The sequence below is a fragment of the Hafnia sp. CBA7124 genome (assembly GCF_002355555.1).
Lineage (GTDB): Bacteria > Pseudomonadota > Gammaproteobacteria > Enterobacterales > Enterobacteriaceae > Hafnia > Hafnia alvei.
This window is the reverse complement of sequence record NZ_AP017469.1, coordinates 4294006-4311598: the sequence shown is the minus strand read 5'-3', so window position 1 is coordinate 4311598 and position 17593 is coordinate 4294006. Positions and strand designations below refer to the sequence as shown.

Genomic DNA, 17593 nt, shown 5'->3' with positions numbered 1-17593 from the left:
TGGGGCTTGCCCCATTAACCAAACTTACAAAATGTGTGACGATGCGCAAGTGAATTTATTCGATATGGGAGAATGTATTCATGTGTGTAACTAATAATCACCTTTTTGGTTCATGTTCCGCCGACAATATGGTTATCACTCCCTGAACGAACGCTTTTATGCCACAATACGAAACAGCTATTTCTTGTGCGATTGCTCACAAAATTACCAAAGGACAATAACGGCTCCTATGCCTCCTCTGAACCAAAGCTGGTTACAGCGCGAGAACGAATTCGCCGCATTTACCACCGGTCCATTACTCGATTTCTGGCAACAACGTCAGGAAGAGGTTTTTATGGGCGTGGACGATGTTTCAATTCGGTTTGTCCGTTTTACGTCAAAACAGCATTCCCGTGTGGTACTGGTTTCGCCAGGGCGCATCGAAAGCTACATGAAGTATCCTGAACTCGCCTACGATCTGTTTCACAGCGGCTATGACGTGGTGATTGTCGATCATCGTGGACAGGGAAAATCAGGGCGAATGCTGGACGATCATCACCGTGGACACGTCGTTCGTTTTGATGATTACGTCGATGATCTAGAGATTCTCTGGCAGCAAGAAATTTTATCTAAACCCTACAAACAGCGTTTTGCGCTGGCCCACTCCATGGGCGGTGCGATACTCGCGCTGTTTTTGGCTCGCAGGCCGCAGGGCGTTACCGCCGCCGCGCTGTGTGCGCCTATGACGGGGATAAAATTGCCCATGCCGTTATGGGTTGCCAAACGGATTGCGGACTGGGCAGAACGCTATCCGAAAATGCGGGATAATTACGCATTAGGTACCGGCCATTGGCGCCCATTGCCTTTTATTGTTAATGAACTCACTCATAGTCGGGTTCGCTATCGTCGTTTTTTACGCTATTACGCTGATTACCCTGAATTACAGGTCGGCGGGCCGACTTACCACTGGGTGCGCGAGAGTATTCAGGCGGGAGAACGAGCCATCGCCAACGCTGAAAATATCACTGCGCCGCTGCTGTTATTACAAGCGGGTGATGATCGGGTCGTTGCCAACGCATCGCATTTTGCTTTTTGTCAGTCACTCACGAAAGCGGGGAATCCACCATACGGTGGGGCTCCCCATATTATTAAGGGCGCACGCCACGAGATCCTGTTTGAGCGGGACGCAATGCGCTCTGAGGCGTTAAATGCCATTTTGCATTTTTACGCTCTTCACTCCGATTCGTCGGCAGAAACTGCCGCCAACCCCAGTTGAGGTTAGAACACACTTTATGTACCACATTGTTGCTTCTGATATGGACGGCACCCTGCTGTCACCTGCACATACATTGACTCCGTTTGCCCGTGAAACTTTGCAACAGCTGACCCAGCTAGGGGTAAACTTTGTGTTTGCCACAGGCCGTCATCATATTGATATTGCACAGGTTAGAGACAGTTTAGGTATCAGCGCTTTCATGATCACGTCAAACGGTGCGCGTGTACATAACACCGCCGGTGAACTGATTTTCAGCCATAACGTAGATGAAGATATCGCCCGCGATCTTTATAATATCGTGCATAACGACCCAGACATTCTGACCAACGTCTATCGTAATGATGATTGGTTTATGAACCGTGAAAGCCCTGAGCAGAAAGAGTTTTTCCAAGAGTCCGTTTTCCACTATCAGCTGTTTGAACCGGCATTTTTACCTACAGACGGCATCTGTAAAGTCTACTTCACCAGCGATACTCATGAAAAACTGCTGCCGTTGGAAGAAGCTATCAATGCACGCTGGGGCGATCGCGTAAACGTCAGTTTCTCACTGCCAACCTGTTTGGAAGTAATGGCGGGCGGCGTATCAAAAGGCCATGCGCTGGAATATGTGGCGAAGCTCTTGGGTTATACGCTCAAAGATTGCATCGCTTTCGGCGACGGCATGAACGATATGGAAATGCTATCGATGGCGGGCAAAGGCTGCATCATGCGCGATTCTCATCAGCGCCTGAAAGACGCGTTGCCAAATCTGGAAGTTATCGGCAGCAACGTTGACGATGCGGTGCCGCATTATCTGCGGAAGATGTATTTGGAAGCATCTGCTGACTGACCCCGTCCCAACCTCCCCCTTGGCAGGGGGAGGAGCCGATCGTGATCCTTACGAATATCGCCGAACAGTTCCCTCTTTTGTGAAGGGGAGGGCTAGGGTGAGGTAAATATCATGACCCCCTCCCAACCTCCCCCTTGGCAGGGGGAGGAGCCGATCGTGATCCTTACGAATATCGCCGAACAGTTCCCTCTTTTGTGAAGGGGAGGGTTAGGGTGGGGTCTGTCGTAAAGCCAGCTTTTTTATCTCGTCCTCAAGCATCGCTAAAACACCATCGATATTACCCATCACATCACTATTCCATATCCGAATTACGTGAATACCTAATGATTTTAAATAATCATCGCGAATGCGGTCATATTGGATGGCTTCTGTGTTGAAGTGGCTATTGCCGTCTAGCTCAATGGCCATGCATAAGCTGGCACAATAAAAATCAACGATGTAGCGACCAACTCCATGTTGACGTCTGAACTTAATGCCTAGCTGGCGATGTTTAAGCGCTGACCAGAGTTTTCGTTCTGGGTAGGTGAGGTTATGTCTTAAGTCTTTACGCAAATCGGTATGTTGTGGAACGTTAAATATTGAGTTTTTCGGCATACCCCCTCCCAACCTCCCCCTTAGCAGGGGGAGGAGCCGATCGTGATCCTTACGAATATCGCCGAACAGTTCCCGCTTTTGTGAAGGGGAGGGTTAGGGGGGTAAATATCAGTATTATGGACTGACCCTTTCCCAATCCTCGCCTTGTTGGGTGCGGGAGGAGCTGGTCGAGCTCTATTTCGTTTTCTCGTTTGTGAAGGGTTACGCTACGCCAGCTTTTACACCAAGAAAACAGTTCGGATAGATTTACAGAGTGTTGTCGCCAAGGATGGAATTGAGCTCGCAGACTTGGCAATAAAAAACCCGCCATACATCGGCGGGTTTTTTTATGAAGAAAGAGAACGGGTGGGGTTTATTCCCCTGGGAACAGGAACGGGTTGATGCTGCTGCGCCCGAAGCCTTCTTCTTCCATTTTTGCATCGAGCACCAGCGTTGCTAAGTCGTCGGCAACGGGCTCAACTTTCGGGTCTTTTTCCTGATAAACCATTTTCAGGTAAGTTCCGCAATCCCCGCAGCTTTCTGCTTTGACAGCGGCATTTTCGCTGTCGAGTGACCAGTAATTGAGATCGCGCGTTTGTTCACAGTTGGTGCATTTTACGCGTACTACGTGCCATTCGCTTTCGCACAGGTTGCAGTGCAAATAACGTAAGCCGTTGGTGGTACCCATGTGAATGACGCTGGCTACTGGCATGCTGCCGCATACCGGGCAGAATTGGCGATGTTCACCATATTCGGCTTTGGCTTTGCCCGGAATTTGGGTTGCCATTTGCGCCCAATATAAAGACAGCGCGGCCCAGATGAAGGGGGCTTTATCGCTACCGACGACACCGTAGTTACCGGCAAACAGATCCTTCGCCATGATTTCCAGCTCGGAATCAGATGTTTTAGATAGGTTCTCTAGCACCGGCTGAACATGCTCTGGCGCATCAGGCATCAGTTCGGCAATCAGCGCCTGCAACAGGGTGTGCCAGTGATGAGTGCGTGGGAAAATACTCGTATCCAGAGGCGGTTTGCCCATGGCGGCCGCGTTGGTTAGCGTTTGGGTTAAATCGATGGTTAATGGATTGTCGTGCAATGCTTTTTGCTGAGCATCAGCAATCGCCGCGGCAAAATTCAGGTAATCGCCCAGAGGATTATTTTCCGCAAGTTGACGCAGACGTTCCGCGCGGCGGGAATAGAGGCTCTTAAGGTTAGCAAACAGCACCGGAGGAATATTGTCTAAACCACCTGATTTTTCGCGTTCTGCACCTAGCTGTTCTTTTGGGACGATTTTAATGCTCATGAAATTGATCCAGTGTTAAGACCTCCTCTCGCGCTCCCCCTTATCAGGGGGAGATGCCAGCGCAAAACGACGCTGGCATGTGGAGGAGATAAGGTTACTTCCGCTCTTGCTCTTTGGCTTTCACTTCTCGATACCAGCGCGGATGATGTTTTTTGGCCCATGCAGCAGGTACCCAGCCTTCGACCATCGCGGTGATCGTACCTTTCACCCACAGTGCCGCATAGATATGTACCATAATAACAATAATCAGCAGCACTGCGGCGAATGAATGCACCATCAGCGCCAAACGGATCACTGGAATGGAGAACGCATCGGCGAAATAAGGACGCCAAATCACGATGCCGCTGGCCAAAAGGAGGAGCAGGCTGCCGATGGCGGCCCAGAACACACACTTCTGCCCAAAGTTATAGCGACCGGTATCACCCACTTCTTCATTCATCGCGATTTTATGAATGTTTTTTGCCCATGTGATGTCTTCGCGATTGATCAGGTTATGCTTCCAATAGCGGAAGAACATGATCAGGAACGAAGCGAACATCACCACGCCAAAGAAGGGATGCAGGATGCGTGCGAGCTGCGGCGTACCAAAGACATTCATCAGCCAGTTAAACGAGGGGAAAAAGAACCCCAAGCCGCTGATGGACACCACAATAAAGCAGAACGCCACCACCCAGTGGTTAATCCGCTCTGGCGCTGAGTAACGCTGAATCGGCTTTTCCTTCTTCATTTGCGCTCCTCCTTATCGTGATCGTGCTGTTCGGTATCTGGCGGGATATCGTCGACTTTGCCATCCACTTCGTTTTCTTCCTCGTCGTGGACGCGGTTAGGGCCGACGCCGACGTAGTGGAAGATACTGGCGGCAAAGGTGGCCGCAAAGCCAATGGCGGCCAGCGGTTTCCAAACACCTTTCCAGAACTGCACGGTTGGGCTGATGGTTGGATCTTTCGGCAGGCCGTGGTAGAGCTCTGGCTTGTCGGCGTGGTGCAATACGTACATCACGTGAGTACCGCCGACGCCAGCAGGATCGTACAGCCCTGCATTCGCAAAGCCGCGGGTTTGCAGCTCGGCAACACGCTCGGCGGCAAGGTTCTTCATCGCTTCTTTGGTGCCAAAATGAATGGCGCCAGTTGGGCAGGTTTTCACGCAGGCGGGCTCTTGTCCCACGGTTACGCGGTCGACGCACAGGGTGCATTTGTACACCCGATTGTCTTCCTTGTTCATGCGCGGCACGTCAAACGGGCAGCCTGCGATGCAGTAACCGCAGCCGATGCAGTGCTCTGACTGGAAATCGACAATGCCGTTGGCATACTGAATGATTGCGCCTTCCGATGGGCAGGCTTTTAGACAGCCCGGATCGGCGCAGTGCATGCAGCCATCTTTGCGGATAAGCCATTCCAGCTTGCCGTTTTCCTCAACTTCGGAAAAACGCATTACCGTCCACGATTTAGCGGTTAAATCGGCGGGGTTATCGTACACCCCGACGTTATGACCAACTTCATCACGGATGTCATTCCATTCGGAACAGCCCACCTGACAGGCTTTGCAGCCTATACAGGTGGTCACATCTATCAGCTTTGCCACTTCTTCCTGATGGTTACGCGCCTCGGGGGGCGGCGTCAGGGAATTGGTGGCAGAGCGCCGGATTATGTCCTGAGATTGATAAGCCATAATGCGTCTCCGTTACACCTTTTCCACATTGACCAGGAACGCCTTGAACTCTGGCGTTTGCGTGTTGGCATCACCGACAAACGGTGTCAGGGTATTGGCGATAAAGCCTTTCTTCGCCACGCCTTGGTAACCCCAGTGGATTGGAATACCGATGGTATCGATATCTTTACCGTCCACTTTCAGCGTGCGGATACGTTTGGTCACCACCGCCTTGGCTTTGATGTAGCCACGGTTGGAGCTGACTTTCACGGTATCGCCATGCTTGATACCTTTTTTCTCTGCCAGCGTTTCACCGATTTCGACAAACTGCTCAGGCTGAAGAATGGCGTTCAGCAGGGCATGTTTAGTCCAGTAGTGGAAATGCTCGGTCAGGCGGTAAGTAGTGCCCACGTAGGGGAACTTATCGGCTTTGCCCATGGCAGCCAGATCGTCTTTAAACACGCGAGCAGCAGGGTTAGACACCACGTTTGGATGCAGCGGGTTGGTTCCCAGCGGCGTTTCAAACGGCTCATAGTGTTCAGGGAACGGGCCCTCGGCCATTTTATCAATCGCAAACAGGCGTCCCATACCTTCCGGCTGCATGATGAACGGACCGACACCGCTGTTTGGCGCGGCGGTGCTGTAGTCAGGAATATCAATGCCTGACCATTTTGCGCCGTCCCACTCCAGCAACTGACGTTTTGGATCCCACGGTTTACCCGATGGATCGGCTGAAGCGCGGTTATACAGAATGCGGCGGTTCAGCGGCCATGCCCATGCCCAACCTAAAGTATTACCTAAACCGGACGGATCGCTATTGTCACGGCGCGCCATCTGGTTACCTTCTGGCGTCCAGCTTCCGGCGAAGATCCAGCAGCCACTTGAGGTGGTGCCGTCGTCACGCAGCTGAGCAAAGGAGCTAAGCTGTTGACCTTTTTTCACCAGAACAGCGCCGGTAGCTGGGTCAATCAAATCAGCCAGCGCTTTACCGTTGCTTTCCCTTGCCACTTCTTCCGGCGCAGGATTTTCTGGCGTGAGGTAATCCCACGTCATATTAAGGACTTGCTCAGGCACGGCGCCGCCGTCTTTGGCATACATTTCACGCAGGCGAAGGAAAATACCGGCCAGAATTTCACCGTCATTTAACGCTTCACCCGGGGCGTCTGCTCCTTTCCAATGCCATTGCAACCAGCGGCCAGAGTTCACGATAGAACCGTTTTCCTCGGCGAAGCAGGTTGAAGGCAAGCGGAAGACCTCTGTCTGGATCTGTGACGGATCAACGTCGTTGAATTCGTCATGGTTTTGCCAGAACGTCGAGGTTTCGGTGTTCAGAGGATCAATCGTCACCAAGAATTTCAGCTTGGAGAGTGATTTCACCACTTTGTTTTTGTTCGGGAACGAGGCCACCGGGTTAAAGCCTTGGCATAGATAGCCATTCACTTTGCCCTGCGACATCATTTCGAAATACTGCAGAACGTCGTAGCCTTTGTCCCACTTCGGCAGCCAATCAAAGCCCCAGTTATTTTCTTTCTGCGCTTTATCGCCGTAGAAAGATTTCATCAGGCTAACGAAGAACTTAGGCGTATTACCCCAGTAGTTTACCTGACCCGGTAACGTTGGTTTTGGCGTTGTCGCAGTGAGATAGGTTTGCAGATCGGCCTGTTTTTCTGACGGCAAATTGAGATAGCCCGGCAGGCTGGTGGACAGCAATCCTAAGTCGGTTAGACCTTGAATGTTGGAGTGACCGCGCAGGGCGTTAACGCCACCACCGGCCATCCCCATGTTGCCCAACAGCAGCTGGATCATCGCCATGGTGCGGATGTTTTGCGCACCGACGGAGTGCTGGGTCCAGCCCAAGGCATACAGGAACGAGGCTGTTTTATCAGCGGCGCTGGTTTCAGCGATATATTCGCAAACGGTGAGGAAATCGGCTTTTGGCGTGCCGCAGACGTTTTCCACCACTTCTGGCGTATAGCGGCTGACATGTTCGCGCAGCATATTCCACACACAGCGCGGATCTTGCAGTGTGTCATCGCGTTTGGCGAAGCCGTTTTCGTCGAGCTGATAGTTCCAGGTGGTTTTGTCGTAGGTCCGTTTTTCTTCGTTATAGCCGCTGAATAAACCGTCGTCGAAGGCATAGTCTTCGCGCACCAGCAGACTGGCGTTGGTGTAGTTCTTAACGTATTCAGCGTTAATTTTGTTGTTGGTTATCAGATACAGCAATACGCCCGACAGGAAAGCAATGTCGGTACCGGAGCGGATCGGCGTGTAAAAGTCTGCCACAGAGGCAGTTCGGGTAAAGCGTGGATCGATAACGATCAGCTTAGCTTTGTTATGGATCTTGGCTTCCATCGCCCAGCGGAACCCAACGGGATGCGCTTCGGCGGCGTTGCCACCCATAACGACGATCAGGTTGGCATTTTTAATATCAACCCAATGGTTTGTCATCGCACCGCGACCAAATGTTGGAGCAAGACTTGCTACCGTTGGTCCGTGTCAGACGCGCGCTTGGTTATCCACGGCAAGCATGCCGAGGGCGCGACTAAATTTTTGGGTTAATAAACCTGTTTCGTTGCTCGATGCAGAGGCGCAGAGCATACCGGTCGAGAGCCAGCGGTTAACCGTGGTTCCCTGATCGTTGGTCGGAATAAAGTTGGCGTCACGGTCGGCTTTCATCAGCTTGGCGATGCGCTCAAAAGCATCGTCCCAAGTTAGGCGTTGCCATTTGTCAGAGCCGGGAGCGCGATATTCAGGGTATTTCAGACGAGATTCACTGTGGATGAAATCCACCAGACCTGCCCCTTTCGGGCACAGAGCACCACGGTTTACCGGATGATCCGGGTCCCCTTCAATGTGGAAAATGCTTTCTTTTGCGTTTTTTGCGCCGTCGCCGAGGCTGTACATCAACAACCCACAGCCGACAGAACAGTATGTACAGGTATTACGGGTTTCGCGTGCTCGCAGCAGTTTGTACTGCCGAGTTTCCGCGAGTGCTACCGCTGGAGCAAAGCCCAGCGCCGCCGCCGTGGTGCCTGCCATACCGCCAGCGCAGATCTTAAAGAACTGTCTTCTGCTGACCTGCATGGTGATCTCCTTCCTATCACATTGCTTCAAAAAGTGTGTTTTATTTGGTTTGTTTGCAAATTCATCGTTAAACCTGCGCACGACTTTTTCGGTATGGCAGGTTTAGAGTCATAAGAACTTAACGGACTTGCTCACTCTTAGCGGCGAGCGGAGTCGCTTTGTGCTTAAATACTACCACATGAATCCTGTGGTTGTTACAGGTAGGTATCAAAGACGTGAATAAGATGAGTTTTTTAAATAATAATCCAGTTAATGGCGTTCGCCAGACCATGGTGCAACAACGTGGGCAGCTGCACACTTCTCAGCCAGACTGGGTGGCAGAAGAAGTCCCTGTTGCGCTGGTGTATAACGGCATCTCTCACGTGGTGATGATGGCGTCGCCGAAGGACTTTGAAGCTTTCGCGCTAGGCTTTTCGCTTTCAGAAGGCATTATTCGTTCTCCGCAGGATATCTACGGTATGGACGTGGTGCCCGCCTGTAACGGCGTGGAAGTGCAAATTGAGCTCTCGAGCCGCTGTTTTATGGCGCTCAAAGAGCGGCGACGTTCGATGGCTGGGCGAACCGGCTGTGGCGTGTGTGGTGTTGAGCAGATCACCGACGTCGTTCGTCCGCTAGAGCCGTTGCCGTTTACCCAAACGTTTGATCTACAAAATCTGGATCAGGCATTGCGTCAGCTGCGTAGCGTGCAACAAATCGGCGATCTCACCGGTTGTACTCATGCTGCTGCGTGGATTGATCCGCAAGGTGAATTGCTCGGAGGCTGCGAGGACATCGGCCGCCATGTGGCGCTGGATAAACTGTTGGGCATACGTGCCAAGCAGCCGTGGACGCAAGGTGCGGTATTGGTTTCCAGCCGAGCAAGCTATGAAATGGTACAAAAGGCGGCGATGTGCGGTGTCGAAATTTTGTTTGCCGTCTCGGCAGCGACCACGCTGGCGATCGATGTTGCCGAAAAATGCAATCTCACGCTGGTTGGTTTTAGTAAACCAGGGCGTGGCACGGTATTTACTCACCCGCAGCGGCTGAGGTAGTTTGCGGAGCGCTGCGCAGAAGTCACGCTAGAGCGGTGCTTTGAAGGCAATTGCTGTATAAAATAACCAGCGTTTTATACTCAAACATGGCAAGGAACATCAGATGCGTCAACAATACCGGTTAGAAAGCATAACACTGCGCGATGTTGGCGTGTTTGAGCATACCCATTTTGATTTTCCACAGATCAAAAGCGAAGAAAAAGACGCTGAGAAAGCGGAAATCCATATTTTCACCGGCCCAAATGGCTGTGGGAAAAGTACTCTGCTGTATGCGTTGGCTGCGGTGTTTGATGAGGAGCCTGTTAATAATCCCCTGATAGCAGCGAGATTCACGCAGAGCGAAAGTTATATAGCTTTTAATTTTTCGGGACAAGGTGGGAATATTAAGCATGGATTTAATATTGGAAGCATAATTCCTGATAGCATAAGGGAATATAGTAAATTCAAATCATGGCCAGTAAAATTTTCTGCTTTTGCTTATTCAGGACAATGTAAGCTTGCTGATTTATTCGTTTTATCTCTTACTAATGGGATAGAGCAGGCAGTGCATAATCCTTTTGAAAATGCTTTGTCGTTTAATAATACTGTTCGTCCTAAAGTATTAGCTCAATGGATTGCAAATAATAGAACTCATGCGGCTCTGGCACGGCAAGATAACGATCTGGAAGAAGCTACCTTATATGATGTGTCTTTAGATCGGATTAGCAAATTTATTTTTGATGTATGCGATTTAGATATTCGTTTTCGTCTTGAGCGTAAACCACTAGCGATTTCACTTAATGTTAATGGGACGAATGTCAATTTTGATGTTCTTCCTGATGGACTAAAATCGATTATCGGCTGGGTTGCGGATTTAGCTCTCCGCCTTGAATCTATTCCTTGGCAAGAAAATCGCGATATCTTTTCCCAGCCTATTATCTTATTCCTCGACGAAGTTGATATTCATCTGCACCCTAAATGGCAGCGCCGAATTCTTCCTGCCATTCAAAAACTGCTACCAAATGCACAAGTGTTTGTCTCAACTCACTCACCTTTTGTAGTGGGCTCCGTTGAGGATGCCTTTGTTTACCGCCTGCCAGATCCTCAGAGAACGGTATGTAGAGATCCTGCATCGGCAGAGGTGATAACGCCAACGCCGTCTGCTGCAGGGAAAAGCTATCAGCTGATTTTAGATGAAGTGTTTGGCATTGAAGAGCAATTTGACGTTGAAACTGAAGCGTTGCTTGAAAAATTCTATCAGCTAAAAAAGGCTTATTTATCCAATCCACAAGATGATAGCCAGCTCGTTGCATTGGCGGCAGAATTAAGCAGCAAAGGCTCTGAAGTTGCAACTATTGTGAGCATGGAGCTGCGTCAAATAACGCGGTTGGTGAAGAAAGGTTAAATACCAAGTATGTATAAGTTTATCCGCAGTGAGTGCCCTGAGTACTTAGCCTTATGTTGGGAGTCACTCACTGCTCAACACCGTCAAGCCAAAGAAAATAACCCTAAACATAAGTTTGATTGGTATGCGGGTTTCAAATATGGCACGACACTAGACATACTATTCACAATGAATGTCGGTCATTGTGCGTTTTGTGACGGTGGCGGAATTGGCGAACAAAGCCGTAAGACCATTGAACATTTTAAGCCTAAAAGCCTTTTCCCAGATTTAGCTTATAAGTGGGAAAACCTTTACCCGTGTTGCGATCAATGCCAAAGCCAAAAGCGGGAGCGATTTGATCCTGACTTGCTCATTGCCGACGATATCGCTTATCAATTTGATGGCTACTTCATGCTCGATTACCGCACTGGCGCTATTGAGCCCTCCGCGGCAGTTGATTCTAATCATCAGAGACGTGCACAGGTCACCATTGAGCACTACGGGCTAAACTTACCAGAAAGGAAAAGAGGGCGATTGCGAGAACTGCAACACTATCAACGCCGAGACAAGGACGTAAGCCAACTTGATGATTTTAGCTATCGTTACTTTTTGCAGGATTACACTGATTAATAAATTCTATTTATGTAACTATAGCCTTGTATTCTAGCTATCGCTATGTTGCTGTCTTTTGACTTCAGGCATCGGAGTGTTTAGAAGCCATGAGGATTGTCTACTTTGCCTCGAAGAGCCAAAAGTACGATCGCCGTCACTTTGCGTTGTGCACTTATCCAAAAAATAAAACTTTTACTCTCTATCTTCTAGGCAATAGCACATACCTTCGGTTTGATTAATCCCTTACTATTAAAGCACCAATATATTGGTGAATATTACTCTTATAAAATACGTATATAAACGATAGAACATCTTGGGGAATAACAATGGAAGACCTACTGAGTTGGTATGGCGCCCTAATAGGGCTGTTTGTCGCAATATTTCTTATTCTAAAAAAATTCAATCCGGTATATTCATTATTTTTTGGCGCGATTGTTGGCTGTTTAATTGGTGGCGCTGATTTAAGTAAAACTATAAGCATTATTATTACCGGTACCCAAAGCGTGATGGGGACGGTTATTCGCGTCTTAGCCGCAGGTGTATTAGCGGGTGTGATGATGCAGTCGGGTGCTGCGGGTACGATTGCGCAGGCTATCGTTAAAAAAATGGGTGAGAAAAAAGCGATTCTTGCGCTTGCCCTAGCAACGATGGTGATCACCGCCGTTGGCGTATTTATCCCTGTTGCGGTGCTTATTGTGGCACCTATTGCGTTGGAAGTCGGCAATAAGATGGGGATCTCAAAGCTGGCACTGTTGCTGGCGCTCTCCGGTGGCGGTAAGGCAGGGAACATTATCTCGCCAAACCCAAACACGATAGCCGCAGCAAATGGTTTTCATATTAGCCTGAGCGATGTAATGATTGGCGGCTTTATTCCTGCACTTTTTGGGCTCGCGATGACCGTTATTGTTGCTTCCATGATTAAACATCGTGGGGTGATGGTCACAGATAAAGAAGCTAATTTAATTTCGTCTAAAACAGAGGGTGACGACCAAACAAGACCACCGTTGAATAAAGCCATTATTACGCCGGTGATTGCAATTGTATTATTGATGGTGAACCCGATTGGTTCTATTCTTAATATTGACGCGCTATCTCACTTTAAGCTTGATGCATTATATGTCCTGCCGTTTGCCGGTATTGTTGGCATGATAGCGATGGGACAAAAAAATAAAATAATATCCTATACAACCTCTGGCGTTGAAAAAATGACGGCGACGGTATTAATTCTGATTGGTGCGGGTGCGATTGCCGGGCTAATTGGTGCGTCAAACCTTTCAATGGAAGTTGTTAAATTAATCGATATTTCGGGCATTTCAGGCACTTTCTTAGCGCCAATATCAGGGATCCTCATGGCTGCCGCCACGGCTTCAACGTCAACCGGCGTCATTTTAGCAACAGGTACCTTCGGGACCGCCATTTCGCAGGTAGGGCTATCTCCATTGGCCTCTGCGGTGATGGTTCATACGGGTGCTACCGTCATTGACTCTTTACCACAAGGCAACTATTTCCACGTTACCGCTGACAGCATGCATATGTCGATTAGACAGCGTATGGCATTAATCCCTTATGAAGCGATGGTGGGCGGAACAATGACGATTGTGGCAACAATTATGTATGGATTCATCTAAGGGAATAACCATGAAAAGAATGAAGTTTGTTTTGGCTCCAGATTCGTTTAAAGAAAGCATGACCGCTAAAGAAGTGTGCAAGGCAATGGAAGCCGGGCTCAAAGTCGCATTCCCCGACGCTGAGTTCATCCATGTTCCGATGGCCGACGGCGGTGAGGGAACGGTTCAATCGTTGATCGATGCCACCGATGGCGAAATTTATCACCAAGAGGTTACTGGGCCGTTAGGTACGCCGGTTGAGGCGCAGTTCGGGATTATTTGGAGCCAGCAAACGGCGGTTATCGAAATGGCGTCGGCGAGCGGCATTCAATTCACCACCAAAGAAACCAAAAATCCGCTCACGGCAACAACCTACGGAACCGGTGAACTGATTAAGGCCTGTCTCGATAAAGGGATTAACAAGATCATTCTGGGCATCGGCGGCAGCGCCACCAATGACGGCGGGGCGGGTATGGCTGCTGCGCTTGGGGTTCGCTTCTTAGATAAAAATGGTTCACCACTGCCAGCGGGTGGTGGCGCGTTGGGCTCGCTGTGCAAAATCGATCTGGATGGCATAGATCCACGGCTGGCAGACGTCGAGTTTTTGGTTGCCAGCGACGTGACCAATCCACTGTGTGGCGACACGGGCGCATCAAAAACGTTTGGCCCGCAAAAGGGTGCTACACCAGAAACCGTGGTGATTTTGGACAGTGCTTTGGCTCACTATGCAGACGTGATCGATGCACAGTTGGGACGTCAAGTGAAAGACGTCCCAGGAGCGGGTGCTGCGGGGGGCTTGGGTGCAGGCTTGATGGCATTCACCCACTGCAAAATGGCGCGAGGCATTGATATCGTGACCCAATACTCAGGTTTAAATGAAAAGCTGGTGGGTGCCGATTACTGCTTTACCGGTGAAGGGGGCATCGACTTCCAAACCAAGTTTGGCAAAACGCCTTATGGTGTTGCTCAGGCGGCTAAAGCACAGGGAGTACCGGTTATTGCTCTGGCTGGCTATATCGGTGAAGGCGTGAGTGAGCTTTATAGCGAAGGTATTGATGCCATTTTTGGTATCGTGCCAGGCGCTGAGAACATTGATGCGCTGCTCAAGAATGGCTGCTCCAATGTTGAAAGAACCTGCGAAAATATTGGCAGACTGCTAAAGATTGCACGCGCGTAAATATACAGCCATAAGCCCATGAAAGAGCAATACGTTGATCGTATTGCTCTTTTTTTATTGGCCTGCTTGAGGAAGGTGGCTAATTGAATCCGCATCGCCGGCAGGGTAAAGGAAGCCGCTATCTAGCTGTAATGAGATATAAATCAGCAAGCGATCGTCAAAGTTATTGAGATCGAGCCCCGTAAGCTCAGAGATGCGGTGTAAGCGATATTCCAAGGTGTTGCGATGAATAAAGAGTGCCTTGGCGGTTGCGCTTGGTTGGACGTTATTCATAAACCATACGGTCAGTGTTTTTCTTAGTACGCCGTTGCTATCGATGGCTCGTAGCCGTGATAGGGGGCGAACCAGCTCTTTGGCTTGCCATCCGCCACGCAGGCTATCGAGTAAAACGGGCAGGATCAGGTCTTGATAAAAATAACTGCGCTGTTCTGGCGTGCGCTGTTTGCCTACCATCATGGTGGTGTAGGCCGTGCGGTATGAGCGCGCAATGCCGCTTTCATCTGGGAAGTAGTTGCCCAATGCGATTCTGATTTTCAACTGGCTATTTTTGGCTAATTTTTTGAGCAAAAGATTAATTTGGTTACGCTGACTTTCTGGCTCCCAGCGCCCGAGCGAGCTAAAAGCAGGTCTGAGAACCACCATCTGATTGAGCGAGACGATTGCCGCAAGATTATCGTGTTCGGCGGTGGTGAGTAACGTCTGCAACTGCTGAAGATCGACGATGGCACTATCCACGCCAAGCTGGCCGCTATCCACTTCTACCACCACAACAACGCGTGGCTGATTGAGATCTATCCCTAGGCGCTGAGCCCATTCCTGAAGCGCAGGAGAAAGTTTTTCGGCGCGAATAAGATTAAGCACTAACTCTTCGCGCAGGCGAGTATCTTGTGCCAGCATGTGCATCAGATGCGCTTGCTCCAGCATCATTTCTGCGGTCATGCACACCAGCTCACCATATCGCCTTAGCTCAGAAGGATCGCCGGTGAGCCCTATGACGCCAACAATTTCACCGTCAAAATGCAGAGGAAGATTCACGCCGGGGCGAACGCCGTGCAGGTGGCGGGTCATATTTTCATCAATATCGACAATTCTTTCCTGCGAGATAGCCAGCAATGCACCTTCGTGCAATTCACCAATGCGTTCTTGAGCGCCACTGCCTATTATTCTGCCCCGTGCGTCCATGACGTTAACGTTGCTATCGATGATTTTCATGGTTCGGTCCACGATATCCTGAGCAAGTCGGGTATCGAGATGGTAGGTCGCCATGCTGCGCTCCGTGTATGTTAAGTAGAATATTCCGAGCATACCGAGACGGATACCGGTAAACATTGTGCAAATGCACAATGTTTAAGATAGCAGTTAAGAGTTGCAAATGAAGTCACAGTTTTTTGCTCACTTTTAACTCGTTACCACTACATCGTGGGGCCATTGGCACTGGCAATCGCAACTATTGATATTAACGATGGTGTTAAAATTGAACGCGAACATCGGGCTGAGAGCCTTGCTAGGGCTGAATGTACGTGATTTTCCCGCCGATTTTAATAATACCCTTACCGCTTACAAGCGATTGATAATCATTTTCAATATCATTTAATTAACTATAATGACCAGACTGCTTAACCGGAGCGGATGTTTTGCTCCTTTGAAATCTGGAGAAGATGAATATGAGCTATACCCTGCCATCCCTACCTTATGCCTACGACGCATTAGAGCCTCACTTCGATAAGCAAACGATGGAAATCCATCACAGCAAGCACCATCAGGCCTACGTCAACAACGCGAACGCCGCGCTGGAGTCTCTGCCAGAATTAGCTAAATTAACCGCAGAAGAGCTGATTGCTCAGCTTGATAAAGTCCCTGCTGAAAAACGTACTGCGCTGCGTAACAACGCAGGCGGTCATGCAAACCACTGCTTCTTCTGGAAAGGTTTGAAACTTGGTACTGAGCTGAAAGGCGACCTAAAAGCGGCTATCGAACGCGATTTCGGCAGCGTCGATAAATTTAAAGAAGAATTTGAAAAAGCAGCGGCAACGCGCTTTGGCTCCGGCTGGGCGTGGCTGGTGTTGAAAGCAGACGGCAAACTGGCCGTGGTTTCAACTGCAAACCAAGATAGCCCGCTGATGGGCGAAGCGGTTTCTGGTGCTTCCGGCTACCCAATCGCGGGTCTGGATGTGTGGGAACATGCTTATTACCTGAAATATCAGAACCGTCGTCCAGACTACATCAAAGCGTTCTGGAGCGTGGTGAACTGGGACGAAGCAGCAAAACGTTTTACTGAAGCGAAAAAGTAATCGTCTGTACTCATTGTCCATAGTGAGACAGCTGTGATCGGAGCGTGGGGAAACCCACGCTTTTTTTGTTTTTAAACCCGATGGGAACGGTATAGTAAGGGTATTGTCATTTTCTTGATGAATCCGCTTTCGGGAGCTTTTCATGCACTATCCAACGATTTACACCGGTACCATCATTCCTTATGAAGGCAGCAAGCCGAGTGCAATTGGCAAACGTCAGGTTTCCGGTGGTGTGATGCTCAATCGCCTTGGGTTGGAAGGTGATGAACAGGCAGAGAAAAAAGTCCATGGCGGCCCCGATCGGGCGCTGTGTCAGTATCCGCGTGAGCATTATCAGTTTTGGCAACGGCAGTATCCCCAGCAAGCTGAGCAATTTTGCGCTCCGGCCTTAGGCGAAAATATTTCCACTGAAGGGATGACCGAAGAGAGTGTTTTTATCGGTGATATCTACCGTTGGGGAGAGGCGCTGATTCAGGTCACTCAGCCGCGTTCGCCGTGCTATAAACTCAACTATCACATGGACATCGATGAGTTTTCCGTGCAGATGCAACAAACTGGCCGCTGCGGCTGGCTGTATCGCATCGTTGGTGAAGGTATGGTCAGCGAAGATCAGCCGCTGGAACTCGTTTCGCGCAACAGCGACATCAGCGTGGCAGAAGCAATTTCTATCTGCTTCCATATGCCGTTTGACGAAGAAGAGTATCGCCGCCTGATGCGTGCGGCTGGGATCTCAGCTAGCTGGAGTAAAACGCTGCAAATGCGGGTTCTCAACGGCAAAATTGAAGATATGAATCGAAGGTTACTCGGGGTTTAACCCCTAG

The 17593-nt window shown here is 49.7% G+C and carries 15 protein-coding genes; 9 read left to right on the top strand and 6 right to left on the bottom strand.

Going from position 1 to position 17593, the window contains the following annotated elements; translation table 11 throughout:
* Window positions 1-229: 229 nt before the first annotated feature.
* Both pldB and yigL read left to right on the top strand, forming a co-directional pair.
* Window positions 230-1255, top strand: coding sequence for a lysophospholipase L2 (pldB, locus tag CPY98_RS19590; protein WP_043489582.1), 1026 nt, complete (start codon window positions 230-232; stop codon window positions 1253-1255).
* A 16-nt stretch (window positions 1256-1271) separates the two neighbouring features.
* Entirely contained in the window at window positions 1272-2084 is an 813-nt protein-coding gene (gene yigL, locus CPY98_RS19585; protein WP_043489581.1) for a sugar/pyridoxal phosphate phosphatase YigL, read from the top strand.
* A 207-nt stretch (window positions 2085-2291) separates the two neighbouring features.
* On the opposite strand, the gene CPY98_RS19580 is transcribed toward yigL, so the two are convergent.
* The 5 genes from CPY98_RS19580 to fdnG form a co-directional block, all read right to left on the bottom strand.
* On the bottom strand, window positions 2292-2678 hold the full coding sequence (locus CPY98_RS19580; RefSeq protein WP_046448848.1) for an endonuclease domain-containing protein: 387 nt from the start codon (window positions 2676-2678) through the stop codon (window positions 2292-2294).
* Window positions 2679-3030: 352 nt separating this feature from the next.
* Window positions 3031-3960 (bottom strand): formate dehydrogenase accessory protein FdhE, encoded by a 930-nt coding sequence (fdhE, locus tag CPY98_RS19575; protein ID WP_025799437.1) that lies wholly within the window; start codon window positions 3958-3960, stop codon window positions 3031-3033.
* A gap of 94 nt (window positions 3961-4054) precedes the next feature.
* The gene (fdoI, locus tag CPY98_RS19570; RefSeq protein ID WP_025799436.1) at window positions 4055-4687 is read right to left on the bottom strand and encodes a formate dehydrogenase cytochrome b556 subunit; all 633 of its coding nucleotides are present in this window, start codon (window positions 4685-4687) and stop codon (window positions 4055-4057) included.
* Window positions 4684-5628 (bottom strand): formate dehydrogenase subunit beta, encoded by a 945-nt coding sequence (gene fdxH, locus CPY98_RS19565; protein WP_025799435.1) that lies wholly within the window; start codon window positions 5626-5628, stop codon window positions 4684-4686. Before fdxH ends, fdoI begins: the two co-directional genes overlap by 4 nt.
* Window positions 5629-5640: 12 nt before the next feature.
* Window positions 5641-8691 (bottom strand): formate dehydrogenase-N subunit alpha, encoded by a 3051-nt coding sequence (gene fdnG / locus CPY98_RS19560; RefSeq protein ID WP_121626087.1) that lies wholly within the window; start codon window positions 8689-8691, stop codon window positions 5641-5643.
* Window positions 8692-8915: 224 nt separating this feature from the next.
* Between fdnG and fdhD the strand changes: the two genes are divergently transcribed.
* The 5 genes from fdhD to CPY98_RS19530 all read left to right on the top strand — a co-directional run bounded on the left by fdhD (window position 8916) and on the right by CPY98_RS19530 (window position 14481).
* Window positions 8916-9722, top strand: a complete 807-nt coding sequence (fdhD, locus tag CPY98_RS19550; RefSeq protein ID WP_096388785.1) for a formate dehydrogenase accessory sulfurtransferase FdhD — start codon at window positions 8916-8918, stop codon at window positions 9720-9722.
* 103 nt (window positions 9723-9825) lie between these two features.
* Window positions 9826-11106, top strand: a complete 1281-nt coding sequence (locus tag CPY98_RS19545) for an AAA family ATPase (RefSeq protein ID WP_046448844.1) — start codon at window positions 9826-9828, stop codon at window positions 11104-11106.
* A 9-nt stretch (window positions 11107-11115) separates the two neighbouring features.
* The gene (locus CPY98_RS19540) at window positions 11116-11715 is read left to right on the top strand and encodes a hypothetical protein (RefSeq protein ID WP_043489524.1); all 600 of its coding nucleotides are present in this window, start codon (window positions 11116-11118) and stop codon (window positions 11713-11715) included.
* 308 nt (window positions 11716-12023) lie between these two features.
* A complete protein-coding gene (locus tag CPY98_RS19535) occupies window positions 12024-13325 on the top strand; it encodes a GntP family permease (RefSeq protein WP_043489521.1) in 1302 nt (433 codons plus the stop codon).
* Window positions 13326-13344: 19 nt separating this feature from the next.
* Entirely contained in the window at window positions 13345-14481 is a 1137-nt protein-coding gene (locus CPY98_RS19530) for a glycerate kinase (protein WP_369828326.1), read from the top strand.
* A 54-nt stretch (window positions 14482-14535) separates the two neighbouring features.
* Here CPY98_RS19530 and CPY98_RS19525 read toward each other — a convergent pair whose 3' ends face one another.
* Window positions 14536-15747, bottom strand: a complete 1212-nt coding sequence (locus tag CPY98_RS19525; RefSeq protein WP_025799424.1) for a CdaR family transcriptional regulator — start codon at window positions 15745-15747, stop codon at window positions 14536-14538.
* 398 nt (window positions 15748-16145) lie between these two features.
* Here CPY98_RS19525 and sodA point away from each other — a divergent pair, with 398 nt between their 5' ends.
* The gene (sodA, locus tag CPY98_RS19520) at window positions 16146-16772 is read left to right on the top strand and encodes a superoxide dismutase [Mn] (protein WP_096388638.1); all 627 of its coding nucleotides are present in this window, start codon (window positions 16146-16148) and stop codon (window positions 16770-16772) included.
* A gap of 142 nt (window positions 16773-16914) precedes the next feature.
* Complete coding sequence (gene yiiM, locus CPY98_RS19515; RefSeq protein WP_025799420.1) at window positions 16915-17586, top strand: 6-hydroxyaminopurine reductase; 672 nt, start codon at window positions 16915-16917, stop codon at window positions 17584-17586.
* Window positions 17587-17593 lie beyond the last annotated feature (7 nt).

Bases quoted from the DNA above. Each gene is read 5' to 3' on its own strand.
- pldB (WP_043489582.1), top strand. From the start codon at position 230: ATGCCTCCTCTGAACCAAAGCTGGTTACAGCGCGAGAACGAATTCGCC.
- yigL (WP_043489581.1), top strand. From the start codon at position 1,272: ATGTACCACATTGTTGCTTCTGATATGGACGGCACCCTGCTGTCACCT.
- CPY98_RS19580 (WP_046448848.1), bottom strand. From the start codon at position 2,678: ATGCCGAAAAACTCAATATTTAACGTTCCACAACATACCGATTTGCGT.
- fdhE (WP_025799437.1), bottom strand. From the start codon at position 3,960: ATGAGCATTAAAATCGTCCCAAAAGAACAGCTAGGTGCAGAACGCGAA.
- fdoI (WP_025799436.1), bottom strand. From the start codon at position 4,687: ATGAAGAAGGAAAAGCCGATTCAGCGTTACTCAGCGCCAGAGCGGATT.
- fdxH (WP_025799435.1), bottom strand. From the start codon at position 5,628: ATGGCTTATCAATCTCAGGACATAATCCGGCGCTCTGCCACCAATTCC.
- fdhD (WP_096388785.1), top strand. From the start codon at position 8,916: ATGAGTTTTTTAAATAATAATCCAGTTAATGGCGTTCGCCAGACCATG.
- CPY98_RS19545 (WP_046448844.1), top strand. From the start codon at position 9,826: ATGCGTCAACAATACCGGTTAGAAAGCATAACACTGCGCGATGTTGGC.
- CPY98_RS19540 (WP_043489524.1), top strand. From the start codon at position 11,116: ATGTATAAGTTTATCCGCAGTGAGTGCCCTGAGTACTTAGCCTTATGT.
- CPY98_RS19535 (WP_043489521.1), top strand. From the start codon at position 12,024: ATGGAAGACCTACTGAGTTGGTATGGCGCCCTAATAGGGCTGTTTGTC.
- CPY98_RS19530 (WP_369828326.1), top strand. From the start codon at position 13,345: ATGAAGTTTGTTTTGGCTCCAGATTCGTTTAAAGAAAGCATGACCGCT.
- CPY98_RS19525 (WP_025799424.1), bottom strand. From the start codon at position 15,747: ATGGCGACCTACCATCTCGATACCCGACTTGCTCAGGATATCGTGGAC.
- sodA (WP_096388638.1), top strand. From the start codon at position 16,146: ATGAGCTATACCCTGCCATCCCTACCTTATGCCTACGACGCATTAGAG.
- yiiM (WP_025799420.1), top strand. From the start codon at position 16,915: ATGCACTATCCAACGATTTACACCGGTACCATCATTCCTTATGAAGGC.